This window comes from Streptomyces zagrosensis, from assembly GCF_014203645.1.
Classification (GTDB): Bacteria; Actinomycetota; Actinomycetes; order Streptomycetales; family Streptomycetaceae; genus Streptomyces; species Streptomyces zagrosensis.
Genome location: NZ_JACHJL010000039.1, coordinates 1 through 13,095, shown reverse-complemented (window position 1 = coordinate 13,095; position 13,095 = coordinate 1). Strand labels below are relative to the sequence as shown.

Here is a 13,095-nt window from a genome sequence, read left to right as displayed (position 1 = left end):
GCCCGAGGCGGAGCACCCGGCCTCAGTCGACTCCCACACCCCTCGCACGCACGCTCCACAGCCTGCCCGGCGTCCTCGGACACCCAGCCAGCCTAGGGCACAAAGCTACTCAAAACCCGGGATCGAAAACAGGCACTTAGGGATTTGCGGTCAGCCGGCGTGCAGGGGGCGCAACCGCAGTGGCGGAGAACCCTCGCCTACGCCGACGAACAGATCAACCGCCTCGCCCTGGCGACCACTGCCGGCCTGTGGGAATGGCAAAGCCCCCACCAACGCACCGCGCATGCACTGCACCCCGCCCTGATCGCTCCACCCGACGCCCCCGCTGTCCCCACCGCTGAAGCCACGGCGCGCGAGGCGTGGATCCAGCGCGTGGTACGGATCGCACACGTCGCCGCCACCATCCGTACGGTGCAGGGAGTGCATCCCCTGTCGACAACGGGGGCCGATCCACTGGAAATGGCTCTGAGTTCCACCGCGCTCGCACTGGAAGACATAGCGCCCGCCGCCGCCGAACTCGAACGCCTGTGGGGCGTGCGCTTGGACCAGTCCGTCAGCGCCTGGGAACGGGCGCACGTCTCCCGAGCCCTGCGCGACCATGTCCACGCGCTGGAGCAGGTGCTGGGTCGCCTAGCGTCCGTCTTGTACTTTTTCGCGCACGACGACACCTGACACGGGGCGGGCCGTCAACGGCGACGAGCCGTTACTGCCCCGACCACCGGGATCTGGACGTCCGCCCGGCGCGCCGCCGCCCTGTGGGCCCTGGCCCACCTCGACCAAAGGGGGAGTACGGGACGTGATCAGTCACGTACGACTTCGTCATGCACCATCGCGTACACACTTATGTGCTCAGCCGTGCGTTCGAGCGGCTCCGGCCGAGGAACAGCCGCCCCTGAGGCGCTGACCGGCAGGCCCTGCCCCAGCCAGGCCGTTCGACCGGAGCTGGGTGCCGGTCTGTGTCCCCTGCCACCGCTCCCACAAAGATCTTCTCGTTGGCGTTGGGCGGCACTTCCACGACGGCCGCCAAAGCGCCGGGCTTCCACGCGCGGATCAGCTGGGGCAGGCGCGGCAGACGGGCCGAAAAGCACGCCGTGGGGTGACTTCACCGACTCCTTCACGACGGTCAGCGAAGCGCTCGTAGCGGCGCAGGACGCCGGCGGTCTCCTGTCGTGCTTTGCGTTCGACGACTCCGGTGAGTACGAACGGGCCTTGCGCCGGGGTGAGGACGGCTGGCGCTACGAGGTGACGCTGTACCCACGGGGCTACCTACGGGAGCTGGTGAAGACGTCTTGGCTGAGCGCCGAGGACCAGGACCAGGCCGTCGAGCAGCTGCGCCGGGCCCTGTCCGAGTATGTGCCCGCAGGGCTGCGCCGCCCCGACCTTGAGGTCGAACCGCGGCCGTCGACCACCAGCGTGCCCCGCGTCGGCTGGACACAGAGTGTGCCCCTGGCCGGGCTGGAGACCTGGCAGGACGTACGGCTTGCGGAGAAGGACCTGCCGCTGTTCGCCCTCCCACCACTCGCCCATAGCCCCGGCGGCTTCTGCGACCCTCTGCCGGAAGAGACCTTCGCCCTGTTCCAGGCGCACGGTCTGGAGGCGCACAGCTGCGCCGGCTGCGGTATGCCGGTCACCAACCGGCACCCGCACTGGCCGGACGTGTGGGTCAGCGTGGAGAACGAGTTCGGGCCGTCCTGCGAACGTTCGCTTCTGCCCGGAATGGACTCGCCGCAAAGGGTGCCGCACGTCGTCGACGCGACCCAGGCACGGCCCGCCAGACGGCTGACCGGCAAGGAACAGAAGGTCCAGTGCCGGCACTGCGCCGCGCATGTGACCGAGCAGCATCCCGACTGGCCCGGCGTGTGGACTGAGGCCGGCGAAGACAGTTCGCCGGTCTGCGCGATGGTCGGCTCCGGATGCGGCGACGCGCAGTCGTACGACCTTGTCGACTGCGTCTATCCGCACATCCCGGCCGACGGAGACAGCCCGGCCGCGGCGGCCATCACCACAGCCAAGAAGGCCGGCTACTTCTTCCAGCCCCGGCCCGTCCTGTTCTGACCTGCCGTGGCCACAGAGGGCCGCGAGGGGGTGGGTTCGTGGATGACCACCCTCTTACGCCTCGTTCGCGCGGGCATCGCCTGAAGCGCCGGCGCCATCAGGCTGGGCTGGCTGGCGCCCAGCAGCCGGGAACCTAGACGGCCTAGACGTCTCTCGGGGTCATGTCGTCACGAAGTCGCAGGTAGCGCACGGGGTGCCGGTAGGTACCGAGATCCACGGCGGTATCGACATCGATCTCGGCGACGAGGTCAGGTTCGACCGGATGGAAGACCAGCTGCCCCACCCGGCTGAGAAGCGCCGACCGTACCAGGGGTGCTCCGGCCCGGCAGGATGCAGGACGGCGCCCAACTCGGCTGCGGCGGGCCGGGACAGTGGGGTGGAACGGGCGATCAGCCGGAGCCGGCCCGCAGGGTCGAGGCGGCCGAACAGGAGACTGTGCGGCGCGTGAACGGCTCCGGTGACCGCACCGATGAGGGCCTCAGCCGTCATACGCCTCCTCAGCTTTAGCCACCCTCGCTCTCCGGGCCGGTACCGGGAGCCGGAATCCTTGATCATCAAGCCCTCGACGCCCGCCGCTGCCCACGCCGGGTCCAGCCAGGTGCGGCCCATCGTGGCATCGGCGGTCTGCGTGCACAGCGCCCAGGGCGCGGCGAGCCCGCGGGAGGCGAAGAGGCTGCCCAGCGTGCTCCTGCGCTGGTGCAGGGGCTGGTCCATGAGGACGGCACCGGCCTCGAGCACATCGAACGTGATCAGGTGGGCGGGCTGCTCCCGGGCGGCGCGCTCGGCCTTGGCGCCGCGGAGCCGGGCGCGGTGCTGCAGTGCAGTGAAGTCCAGCCTGCCCTCGTGCCAGACCACCAGCTCGGCGTCGATGACCGCCTCGACGCCGAGCGCGGCCGCCGCCCGGGTGATCTCAGGGAAGGCCGGGCCGAGATCGGCGCCGCGCCTGGACTGGAGGTACGGCTTGGGGCCGGTGAACACGAGGACGCGGAACCCGTCGGCCTTCTGTTCGAACAACATCGGCCTTGCCCCGGGTGCCGGCAGCGTCGCAACGGAGCGGGCCAGCATGGGCTCGACCGGCGGTGAGAGGTGCACTCTCCACTCCTACGCCTTTCGAGCCCCGCCCGTCCGCGCGCCGCGCGGAAGGCCGAGGCATCGCCTTCCACTTCGACCCCTGAGTCAGGGGAGGCGCCTGGGGGCGGCCTCGCGGCCCGGGGCGAGGAGCGAAGCACCATCGTCTATACGGCATTTCGGCTGCTGTAGCCCATCGGCTCCCTCACCGCACAGGGCCGGGAGCCGTGTGCTCCCGCGTGCGCGGGTGCGTACCACGCCCCGTACCGCCGCGGAGGGAACCGTCACCATGGCCGACGTCCAGCACCGCGCCCATCTGACCTGGGCTGAGAGACCCCAGATGTATCTCACTGTCCAGGCCGACGAACGGGTCGGCGAGGACGATCCCACCCCGGTCTGCGAGGGCTACTGGGAAGTTCGCGTCACCGCGGACATCGAGGTGGAGGAAACCCTCGACGTCCCGTCCGGAGGCGACCGCGACCAGTCGAAGGCCGCGGCCACCGCCGCCCTCCTCGCGTGCAGCTGGCACCCGCATGGCGACTGGGTCGACGAGCCGTACGAGACGACGGTCATCGTTAAGCAGACCCCGGCCAACTACGACACCGAGGACCCGATGGCCGACGTCCCCCACCCGCAGGCCGAACTTGAGGCGAAACTCGCCGAGGTGTACCCCAGCCCGAAGGTGCCCGCCCTCTGCCGTCATGAGGCAACGGCCGTACACGGGCCCGATGCGGACCGCCGAAGCGCGCGCGACACTCCTCGCCGAGCTGGGCATGCCGAGCGTAGTTGAGGACAGGGTCGGACGATGTGTAGCTCAGGCCGCGTCAGCCCGACCCCGCGCTGCTGGAGCCGGGAGCGCCGGGCTGGCCGCCGGGGTTAGTTGGCTTCTGGGGGCCGGAGCTGCTCGAAGAGGCCCGCCGGATACAGCGGGAGGTCCAGCGCGAGTTCCAGAAGGAGGACCGTGTGAGTGGCGGGAAGCCGGGTTCCGTCCAGCACTGCCTTGACCGTGGGGTGGCTCGCCTGGGCCAGCCGGGCGAGCTCGCGGACACCCAGACCTCGCTGGGCCATGGCCCCGGCCAGACTCTTCGCGAGGGCCTGGCCGAGGTGAGCACCGGGAGGTGCGTCGGCCGCCAGGTCACCGGCTGGCCATTCGCCCTGGGCGAGGTGGTCCCGGGGGATCACCTCCCGCGCCATCTCCCACCCCGCTGTAACTGTCAGTGCCTGATGCCTCGAACGCCCCATTTTCGCTGATCCTCGTGTGTGACTCGCGCTATCCCGGGTGGTAGTTTTTTCTACCACTGATCGATTGAGGGGGTGTTCGCGCGGTGCTGTTCGTCGGATGCGACTGGTCGGACAAATGGCTCGACTTCGCGGCGCTCAACGAGGCCGGCGCCGTGATCGCCGAACGCCGCATCGTCTACACCGACAGCCCCGACCCGGTGGCCGAGTACCTCGCGTTCCTCGCACCGCTGGAGCGGCGCTGGCGCTCCGCCGTCACCGGGATCGAAGACACCGGCATCCTCTTCGCGCGCGCCCTGGCCGCGGCCGGCATGGCCGTGGTCCACGTCGATCCCACGCGCGCGGCCCGCCACCGCAGCGCTCTGGGGATCGCGAAATCCGACCGGGCAGACGCCCAGATGCTCGCCGCTATGGTCCGCACCGGGGTTTCCCGCCCGGTAGTCGACAGCAGTCCCGACGCCCAGGCGCTGCGGACCCTAACCCATGCGCACCGCGCCGCCGTCGCGGCTCGCGTGGAAGCCGCCCACAGCCTGCGCGCCGCACTGACCCGGATCTGGCCCGCGGCGGCCGCGGCCTGGCCGTCCAGGCTCGGCGGGCTGCGCAACGCGCAGGCCAGGGCGGTGCTGGCCACCGCCCCCGGGCCACGCGCCGCCAGCCGTCTCACCCGGGCCCAGCTGTCCCAACTCCTGCAGCAGGCGGGCCGGACCCGGACGGTGAACGCTGAGGCCGAGCGGCTGCACCTGTTGTTCTGCCGCCCCGTCATGCTCCTCGACCCGCAGGTAGAGGACGCCGAGTCGGTGCGGATCAGGGACCTGGTCGGCGTCCTGGACCGTGCGATCGACCGAGCTGCGGCCCTGGAGAAGGACATGCACGCGCACTACGCCCGCCAGCGGCACTACCCGCTCACCGCCCAGATTCCGGGGATCGGCCCCGTCCTCGGCGCCTACCTACTCGCGGAGATAGGGGACCGGCCGCAAGAGCGCTTCGGCAGCGGCCGCTCCCTGGCCGCCTACGCGGGCGTCGCCCCGCTCACCTGGGCATCCGGGGCCACCATCCGCGTGGCCTTCCGCCGAGCCTCCTCCGTCCGCCTGCGCAGCACACTGCACACCGCCGCCTTCAGCCTGGCCATGCAGTCACCAGGGGCGCAGCACTACTACTACCGCCGGCGTGCCGCCGGCGACGCGCACGCCACCGCCCTGCGCAAGGTCGGCCGCCGGCTGGTCCTGTGCCTGTACCGGTGCATGTCCGCCGGCCTGCCGTACGACGACGCGATCGCCTTCAGCTACGACCCGCTGCAGGCCGGCGCCTCCGCGCTGCAGCGGCGAAGTCCACTGGACCCGAACGAGATCAGCCACGCCCAAGAGCTGCTTGCCGAGCCCGGCGCCACCGTCACGGGAGTGGCCAAGGTCCTCGACGTCAGCACCCAGACGATCTACCGGCACGTCCTCGGCCGTCCCCGGGCGGCCTGACCGGCAGACCGTTGGTCCGAGAACGGAGGCGTCCGCCGCTCAGCGGCGAAGGCCCCCGCCCTCGGCTCGGGCGGGAGAGGCGGGTGGGCGTGCGGTACGCCCGTTCACGCCAGGGCCCGCGAGCCCCTACGTGGGAATGGCGGCCGCACCGCCCACCCGCCTCACACCACCCGCAAAGCCGGACCGGCGGCCCTCCACCGGTTGCTGCGGCCGGGCCGAACCAGGAGCACTTCACGTGGCGGACGGAGCAAAGGCCAACGCCCATGCCGGTCGTCGCTGTCGAGCGGGACGCGCATGGCTGGGGACAGGCTGTGCCGAATGGTCTCCGCCGGGCACGCCGCAGCGTTCCCCACCGGCGCGCCGCCCACGGCGTCATGGGATCACCTCGACCAGTACGCCGGCGAGGGCCTGATGGTGCTGCTCGGTCCGGTCTCCGAACCGCTGCGTGCTCTGTCCGCCGATCGCGCGGACCTCGCCGAACGGCTCTTGGAACCTTGGCGGCAGGCCGTGGGCGCGGGCCTGCGTCTAGAGGTGGTGTGCTGGGGGGCTGTCCGGCACCGGGCCGGGCTCCGTGCGCCTGGCCGCGCACACGTTCACTCTCGCTGACCGCCTCGCGATCCCGGCCGTCCTGACCAACGCCGTCCGCGCTACGCGGACTCGGACCAGCACCGGATCGCGGACGTGTTGGATGCCGCACGGTTGCTGCGGCGGGTGGACCGGCGCCAGCTGGACTGTGGCGAGCGCTGGCTCAAGCCCGCCGCCGACCTGACGGCGATCGCGGAGAGAGTGGCCGACGCTGCCGGCACCGGTACGCGGCGGGCGCAGCGCCTGATCGCCGACACGCTCGCCGTCGCGGATGCCTGCACGCTCGATCCCGTGCAGGACCTCGTGATCGGCACCCCCACTTCCCCGAGGCCGAGGTGGTGGGTGCGGAGGCGGTGCCGGACGGAGCGATGCGGCTGCTGAGGCAGCGCTGCGAGTCCGGCATGGTCGCCCGCGGCCTGGACCTCGACAAGCGTGCGATGGACCAGCTCGCCTACGAGCTCGGCATCATCGGCCGACTGGGCTTCGAGGCCTACTTCCTCGCAGTCGCCCAGGTGGTCACGGACATCCGAGCGATGGGTATTCGGGTCGCTGCCCGCGGCTCGGGGGCCGGAAGCATGGTCAACCACTCGTTGTTCGTGGCCACCGCGAACCCGCTGGAGCACCGGCTGCTGTTCGAGCGGTTTCCTCAGCGAACGTCGCAGCTCGTTGCCCGACATCGACATCGACGTGGAGTCGGCACGCCGGCTCGAGGTGTACGACAGGATCATCAAGCGATTTGGGACGGACCGGGTCGCGGTGACCGGCATGCCCGAGACCTACCGGGCACGTCATGCCCTGCGCGACACCGGCCTAGCGCTCAGCATCACACCCCAGACCGTGGACAAGATCGCCAAGTCGTTTCCCCACATCCGCGCCTGTGACATCACCTCCGCCTTGGCCGAGCTGCCAGAGGTGCGGCAACACGCCGCAGAGACGGGGCAGTTCAGGCCGTTGTGGGAGCTCGCCGAGGGCCTCGACGCCCTGCCGCGGGGCATGGCGATGCACCCGTGCGGCGTGATCCTCAGCAACCGATCCCTGCTCGACCGGCTGCCGGTTCAGTCCACGCCCGGCGGCCAATACCCGATGGTCCAAGGCGACAAGGAGGACGCAGCTTCTCTGGGGGTCGAAGCTGTTGCCGTGGGGCCTGGCTCACGTTGATGCAGCTCAGCGACTTGGTAGCTGATTCTATTCATCACGACACCTGTGGTGCTAGCGCTCGATCCGTTGATCCGCTGTGTGGCTTCGTCGATGTCGCGGAGAAACACGGCCGCTGCCTCGTGCGCGTCAGATATTCGCTGTGCTGAGATGAAGGGCGTCCGTAGGGTTCGGGCATGGCAGACGAGAGCGAGCAAGCCGTTCAGGCGGCCATCGCTGCAGAGATGCGGCTTCTGGACCCCGACGTGCGTGCTTCGCCAACCCTGGTCTCGGAGCTTCTGGACCCGGAGTTCACCGAGATCGGAGCATCGGGACGACGCTGGGACGCGACCTCGATCCTCACGGTGACGAGCGCGGGTTCCGTGGTCCCAGAGTCTCCGGTGATGGTCAGCGAGATGACAGGGGTTGTGCTCGCTCCCGGCATCGTTCATCTCACGTACTTCGCCGATAACCGAGGACGCCGTGCTTGGCGGAGCTCACTCTGGCGTCTGACGGAAACGGGCTGGCGCATGTACTTCCACCAGGGCACTTTGACGAGCTGAGCATCGGTTCTCGGCGGCCGAAGGCCGCCGAGAACCGATGTGGGGTGACCTGAGCGCCAGATCGGACGGTGGTCTGTCGCGGATCAAGGCCGGTGATTGAGGGCCCGGGTCAGCTCCCGGTTCGCGGCCCGGGCTGCCTCCAACTCCTCTGTCCGCTCGTCGAGTTCGCCTTGCTTGGCGGCGACCTCCTGCTCGAGGAGGGTGATGCGGCGTTGAAGTTGGTCGATGTCAACGGGTGCGCCGAGGCCGGACTCGGCCCAGACCCCGCCCCTGGCCTCCGGCCGCCGTGTGATCTTCGCCAGCCTCGAGGACGGCTCCGGCCTGGTCGACGTCGCGTTCTTCGAGGACTCCCACGACCAGTGCGCCCACACCGTCTTCCACGCCGGCCTGCTCCTGGTCCGCAGCACGGTACAACGCCGGGGGCCGCGCCGCACTGTGGTCGGGTCGATGGTCTGGGATCTCGACGAACTCGCCGCCGCCCGCCGCGATCACGGACCGGAAGCCGCTCTGCGCATCCTCGGCCAGCGCACACCGCAGCCGACTCCTGCCCAGGTGCCCCAACGCACCCTCGCGAACGGAACGGCAGGAGCACGACTACACCCGTACGCGGATCTCGAACCCGCCGGAACCCGATCCGCCGACCTCAAGGCGCTCGGCTACACCAGCCTCGGTTCACCACATCTTTAGATGTCTCACGAGACAGCGGGCGCATCTCCGGCTGAACTCGATGACCAGTGGGGTCACCACCGTGCGCGCAGCACGCCGTCGTTATCGGGCAGGGCGGCGCAAAGAAGTGGGTGGCGTTCGTCGAGGTATACGGGTAGGGCGCAGGCCGCTCGAGAGTCGACCACCAGGGTGGCGAGTTCTTGGTATTCGGTGTCGTCGACGACCGCGTGTCTGATCGTCCCGTCCTGTGTCTCCCAGACGAACTCCGTGGATCCGTCCTCTGGCAGCGTGGCGAAGACCGCGCGGACATCGGGGTTCAGGTCCGGCCAGACGGTCAGCAGGGCGCGCGGGTTGAGACCGGTACGCACCGCGTCGAGGTTCTGCGGTGTGAGGCGGTGGAAGCGTGCGGCGTTGCGGACGTAGCCCTCCTCCAGGAGCACCGCCTTCTGTGAGGCCAGCGCCGTGCGCACGCGCGCCCAGAACCCCTCGTCGGCCGCCTCCGTCACGTCCGGCTCCTCCAGCTCCGCCGCGTAGAGGGAGGTCGCCATCGGGTTCGGGAAGAGACCGAGTTCCCGTGTACGGGCCGCGGCGTCCACGCAGAGCCGGTCGCTGCCCACGTATACGTACTGGTCCCACCCGACATGCACGGTGAACACGTCCCCAGCCTCCAGACGGCACCAGGCACCTTGGTCACGGAGCATGACCCGGATCAGCTCCAGAGCGACCGGAAGGGAAACCTCGGCCCCGTCGTGGTAGCCGGCGAGATCGGGCGGGAAGAGATCGCCGAGGCCGTGTCCTGCATCCGACGGCTCCACGCCGAAGTGGACGAAAACGAAACCGGTGACTGCGGGCTCGCGGATCTCCAGCCGCTCGATACCCGAGGCCTCCGCGAAGGCGGCGATCGCCGCGAGGTACGCGGCTTCGACCGGCCCATGGTCACTGACCGCCTCCTCGGCACCGGTGTAGTGGCCGTGTTCGTCACGGTCGGCCGGGTCGTACTTGGTGATCCGGTGGACAAAGGACGGCGGCACGTCGCTCCCTGCGAAGTCAGAAAGGGGATCAGCTGCTGAGGTCGAACACGCCCCAGGTGGTGAACGGCTCGGCCTGGCCGTAGATCCTGCTTCCTCGGCCGACAACCCGCCGACGGCCTGGGGCAGAGCCATCGCGCAGGGTGAGCAGGCCGACGTCCGTTGGCTCGACGGATGTCTCCATGATCTCTCCGTGGGCGAGTCGGTCCCGCTCTTCGCCGTAGCCACCGTAGAAGGCGACCCGCTCACCGTGAACGGCCACCGCTTTGGCGCCCCGTACGCGGTTCCCCCACACCCTCACGGGCCGATGGGTGCGGTCGGGGCGTATCTCAACGAGCGGGAAGTCCGTGTACGGGCACGCCCAGGCGGTGGTGCCCGACACATTCAGGGCGTAGCAGTCGAAGAGGCCGGGGATGCCGGCGTCGTCTGATGTCCAAGTGAGTCGGCCCGTGGCGCTCCAGCAGCGGATTCCCACCGGGTTCTCGTCGAAGTGCCCGACCCAGATACGGCTGGCCTCGTCCACGAGCAGGTGCTCGATGGCGTCCCCGACGGAGAAGGACGAGGTCTCACGGCCCAGCGCGTCGAAGACCTGGACCTGGTTCGCGTCCTCGTATCGGCGGGCGCGAGACGCGGCGACGACGAACCCGCCGTCGGGCAGGCGATCCAGGTGCGGCCAACGGGCTCGCACGGCGCTCAGCTCGGTGAGTTCGGCGTTGCCGTCCGGATCGACGGAAACGACCAGCGCGTCGAAGGGCTGGGCAGCGTCGCCAGGCTGCGGAACACGGTCGGCAAGCAGCCAGTGGGCGGCGCCGAGAACGTCGACGGTACTGGTCAGGACGTGGTGGTCGTGGTGCGCTTTGGGCAGGTGGGCGTAGGGAACGAGGACGGTCTTCTGCACGGGTGGGCTCTCCCGAGTGGGCGGTCGGTCACGGCCATCGGGCACTGCGGTGCGGCGACGGCGGTGCGCGAGCGGTGGAGAGCGGAGCGGGGTGCCTAGAAGGCATGGCCCTTTCTGGTCGTCATGAGGTGATCCTGGTCGACAACCAACCTTGGGACAAGCCATTTCAGGTGCAGCTGAGTGCTCCAGTTGGCACGGTTGGCCAACCGGAGCGCTTGCGCAGAACAAGCGTCAGAGGGATCGGACAGCGGATCATGCCAGGGTGACGTCCATGCCGCCCTCGGCCAGGGTTTCAAGGACTGTGGTGAACAAGTTGTAGGGCTGGCCGTCCGGTGTCAGGGCGTGGGACAGGTGGTCGCGCGCGGTCGCGGCGTCTCGCCAGAGCAAGGTGGCGGGGGCGGCGTAGCCGAAGGTGCCGCGCAGGCAGTCGTCGAGGGCGGCGAGGCAGCCGCCGAAGTAGCCGCCGGGTCCGTTGACCGCTTCGCCGAGCGCCAGGTAGAGGGCTGGTTCGTCGGTGATGTACCGGCCGTCGAGTTCGTAGGCGTGACCGGCTGGCCGGTCACGGTGAGATCGTCGGCAGCCCCGCTCGCGTACAAGGTCATGCCAGGCCCCGCGGCAGCGGGTGTCGAGACCGGCCCAGGTATTCACGGCGGCCGGTGGTCCGGCGAGCCACCGCTCCCAGATCGACCGGGCGTATTCGGGGACCGGTGTGAAGCGGGCCCCGTCGAGTTCAAGATCGATCAGGTCCGCCTCGAAGGAGTACGGGCGCCAGGCACGGATCGTGGTCCACAGCAGCCGATCGGTGAGCAGCTCTCCGTGGCCGTCCCGTAACTCCAGCGCGGCCCCCTCCAGGTCCAGGGCCCGTCGGGTGCCCTTCGCCAGTGCCGCCCTGAGCTGATCACTCGGCGCGAGCCCTCGCAGGACAATTGGTGCAGGTATCTGCTCGGGCGACATGATGCGGGTGAATTCCCGGCAGGAGCCCAGCCAGCGGCGCCCGTCGTGCACCCGAACGCGCCCCCTGTGTCCCTCAGGTGAACCTTCGTAGTCGTCCAGACCAGTGAGTACGAGACCGTCTGTCCCAAGGACCTGCCCCAGGGTCTCCGCGTCCTGCAGCAGCCAGGGTTCAAGAGGATCGTCATCCGGCACCAGCCACACTCTGTTGCCGACCCAGCCGCTCACTTCTGCTTGCGGAACCCAGCCGAAAAGCTCATAGGTCCCGCGCTGAGGTTCCCCGAACAGCCCTTCCGCCTCGGCACAAGCGCCCCAGGCCTGCCCGTGTTCCGTCTCAGACAGCGTGTACCGCATTCGCCCGCGATCGTCCTTGTCTTCGTACACGGTGGGAATCATGCCGGGGCCAGGTCCTCACGGCGAGGGCATTTCCCCCGTAGTCGGCCGCGATGATTGAAGGCCACGGTCATTGACCACTTGCACACAAACTGCGGCGAAGTAGTACTCGGATACGGGTCCTTGCCCCTGCCACACCACGAATGCCATCAAGCCGGTGACGAGCCCGGGCACCACGATCCGGGGGCCGGGTGCGGTGAGCAGCTTCGGTCCGTGCCGGACGATCAATCCGGTCCCGGTGCAGGCGATGAGGCCGGCCGCCACGAACAACAGGGTGAAGTGGGACCGAGGTCGGCTCGTTGCCCGAAGGTGGGCGGAAGCCCGGTGCATGTGAGCACCAGCCAGCCGAGCCCGGCCAGCGTCGCAGTCTGAAAGACGTCGAGCTTGCCCGGCCATTTCGCTCGGTCGGGCACCAACTGCTGCTCACGGCTCACCCAGCGCCCGGCGCCGCGCAGCCGTCCCGGCTGCGGTGCGACGCCTGCGGCCCGGTGCTCGACGAGGAGAGCAAGGACTGTGTCCCCGAAGGCAATGGCTTTGGTGTGTACCGCGAACCGGTCGCTCGACAACCGGGTGAACTCAGCCTCACGACCGGGCTGGATGCGCATTCCGCTGCCCTGGGGGAAGGCACGGTTAATCGGGTGTCCCGGGTCGGGGAAGCCGGGAAGCGTGGGCGCCGACCGGCCACCACCGCCGACCAGATCGGCCACTGCATGGCCAGCCCGCTCGGGGATGAACGACTCGTACAGCCGGTCCACTTGCCGCTCACCATGGAGGCTGGCCTGCAGGGCCTCGGCCTGCTCGACGACCGCGGTGAGGAGAGGGGGGCGGCCCACGCTGTCCCGCCATGATCCGGCCAATCCCGGCAACGCCCCGGCGGAGCGATGAAGCCAGCGGTACTTTTCCGGCATGACGACGACGTTCCCCGAGCTCAGGCGCCCGTCTCCTGGGCCCACGTCCAAGCCGCCACCCGGCGGCCCCTCCACCGGGCCGCCGACCAGGCCGGACAAGAATCCCCCCTTCCCGCCGAGCAACCCCGAGCAGCCCAA

At 69.6% G+C, this 13,095-nt stretch carries 11 protein-coding genes and 2 pseudogenes; 7 read left to right on the top strand and 6 right to left on the bottom strand.

Translation table 11 applies throughout. From position 1 onward, the window contains the following. The first annotated feature begins 159 nt into the window (after nucleotides 1-159). Together FHS42_RS35295 and FHS42_RS35290 are read left to right on the top strand one after the other, a co-directional pair. The gene (locus FHS42_RS35295) at nucleotides 160-672 is read left to right on the top strand and encodes a hypothetical protein (protein ID WP_184580316.1); all 513 of its coding nucleotides are present in this window, start codon (nucleotides 160-162) and stop codon (nucleotides 670-672) included. A gap of 537 nt (nucleotides 673-1,209) precedes the next feature. After that, nucleotides 1,210-2,055: a hypothetical protein gene (locus FHS42_RS35290; RefSeq protein WP_184580314.1), complete on the top strand. Its 846-nt coding sequence runs from the start codon at nucleotides 1,210-1,212 to the stop codon at nucleotides 2,053-2,055. 159 nt (nucleotides 2,056-2,214) lie between these two features. Here FHS42_RS35290 and FHS42_RS35285 read toward each other — a convergent pair whose 3' ends face one another. Continuing rightward, nucleotides 2,215-3,147 (bottom strand): ATP-dependent DNA ligase, encoded by a 933-nt coding sequence (locus tag FHS42_RS35285; RefSeq protein WP_312867175.1) that lies wholly within the window; start codon nucleotides 3,145-3,147, stop codon nucleotides 2,215-2,217. Nucleotides 3,148-3,370: 223 nt separating this feature from the next. On the opposite strand from FHS42_RS35285, the gene FHS42_RS35280 reads away from it, so the two are divergent. Beyond that, nucleotides 3,371-3,913 (top strand): hypothetical protein, encoded by a 543-nt coding sequence (locus FHS42_RS35280; protein WP_184580312.1) that lies wholly within the window; start codon nucleotides 3,371-3,373, stop codon nucleotides 3,911-3,913. Between the two features lie 86 nt (nucleotides 3,914-3,999). On the opposite strand, the gene FHS42_RS35275 is transcribed toward FHS42_RS35280, so the two are convergent. After that, on the bottom strand, nucleotides 4,000-4,317 hold the full coding sequence (locus FHS42_RS35275) for an XRE family transcriptional regulator (protein WP_184580310.1): 318 nt from the start codon (nucleotides 4,315-4,317) through the stop codon (nucleotides 4,000-4,002). Between the two features lie 131 nt (nucleotides 4,318-4,448). On the opposite strand from FHS42_RS35275, the gene FHS42_RS35270 reads away from it, so the two are divergent. The 4 genes and pseudogenes from FHS42_RS35270 to FHS42_RS35255 all read left to right on the top strand — a co-directional run. Then, nucleotides 4,449-5,831 carry an IS110 family RNA-guided transposase gene (locus tag FHS42_RS35270; RefSeq protein ID WP_184580308.1) on the top strand — a complete coding sequence of 461 codons (1,383 nt, stop codon included), beginning with the start codon at nucleotides 4,449-4,451 and terminating at the stop codon, nucleotides 5,829-5,831. 210 nt (nucleotides 5,832-6,041) lie between these two features. After that, a pseudogene (locus tag FHS42_RS35265) lies at nucleotides 6,042-7,541 on the top strand (DNA polymerase III subunit alpha); the annotation flags it as partial. 206 nt (nucleotides 7,542-7,747) lie between these two features. Further along, nucleotides 7,748-8,113 carry a nuclear transport factor 2 family protein gene (locus FHS42_RS35260; RefSeq protein ID WP_184580306.1) on the top strand — a complete coding sequence of 122 codons (366 nt, stop codon included), beginning with the start codon at nucleotides 7,748-7,750 and terminating at the stop codon, nucleotides 8,111-8,113. A gap of 252 nt (nucleotides 8,114-8,365) precedes the next feature. Beyond that, a pseudogene (locus FHS42_RS35255) lies at nucleotides 8,366-8,800 on the top strand (DNA polymerase III subunit alpha); the annotation flags it as partial. A gap of 53 nt (nucleotides 8,801-8,853) precedes the next feature. On the opposite strand, the gene FHS42_RS35250 reads toward FHS42_RS35255, so the two are convergent. The 4 genes from FHS42_RS35250 to FHS42_RS35235 all read right to left on the bottom strand — a co-directional run bounded on the left by FHS42_RS35250 (nucleotide 8,854) and on the right by FHS42_RS35235 (nucleotide 12,957). After that, nucleotides 8,854-9,810 (bottom strand): RNA-binding protein, encoded by a 957-nt coding sequence (locus FHS42_RS35250; RefSeq protein WP_184580304.1) that lies wholly within the window; start codon nucleotides 9,808-9,810, stop codon nucleotides 8,854-8,856. Nucleotides 9,811-9,838: 28 nt separating this feature from the next. Beyond that, nucleotides 9,839-10,705, bottom strand: coding sequence for a hypothetical protein (locus FHS42_RS35245; protein ID WP_184580302.1), 867 nt, complete (start codon nucleotides 10,703-10,705; stop codon nucleotides 9,839-9,841). Between the two features lie 252 nt (nucleotides 10,706-10,957). After that, the gene (locus FHS42_RS35240; RefSeq protein WP_184580300.1) at nucleotides 10,958-12,052 is read right to left on the bottom strand and encodes a barstar family protein; all 1,095 of its coding nucleotides are present in this window, start codon (nucleotides 12,050-12,052) and stop codon (nucleotides 10,958-10,960) included. A 221-nt stretch (nucleotides 12,053-12,273) separates the two neighbouring features. Next, on the bottom strand, nucleotides 12,274-12,957 hold the full coding sequence (locus FHS42_RS35235; RefSeq protein WP_221477180.1) for a hypothetical protein: 684 nt from the start codon (nucleotides 12,955-12,957) through the stop codon (nucleotides 12,274-12,276). Nucleotides 12,958-13,095 lie beyond the last annotated feature (138 nt).

What these genes read in the sequence shown, in the direction of transcription:
- FHS42_RS35275 (WP_184580310.1), bottom strand. Translation starts at nt 4,317, where the DNA reads ATGGCGCGGGAGGTGATCCCCCGGGACCACCTCGCCCAGGGCGAATGG.
- FHS42_RS35260 (WP_184580306.1), top strand. Translation starts at nt 7,748, where the DNA reads ATGGCAGACGAGAGCGAGCAAGCCGTTCAGGCGGCCATCGCTGCAGAG.
- FHS42_RS35240 (WP_184580300.1), bottom strand. Translation starts at nt 12,052, where the DNA reads ATGATTCCCACCGTGTACGAAGACAAGGACGATCGCGGGCGAATGCGG.
- FHS42_RS35235 (WP_221477180.1), bottom strand. Translation starts at nt 12,957, where the DNA reads ATGCCGGAAAAGTACCGCTGGCTTCATCGCTCCGCCGGGGCGTTGCCG.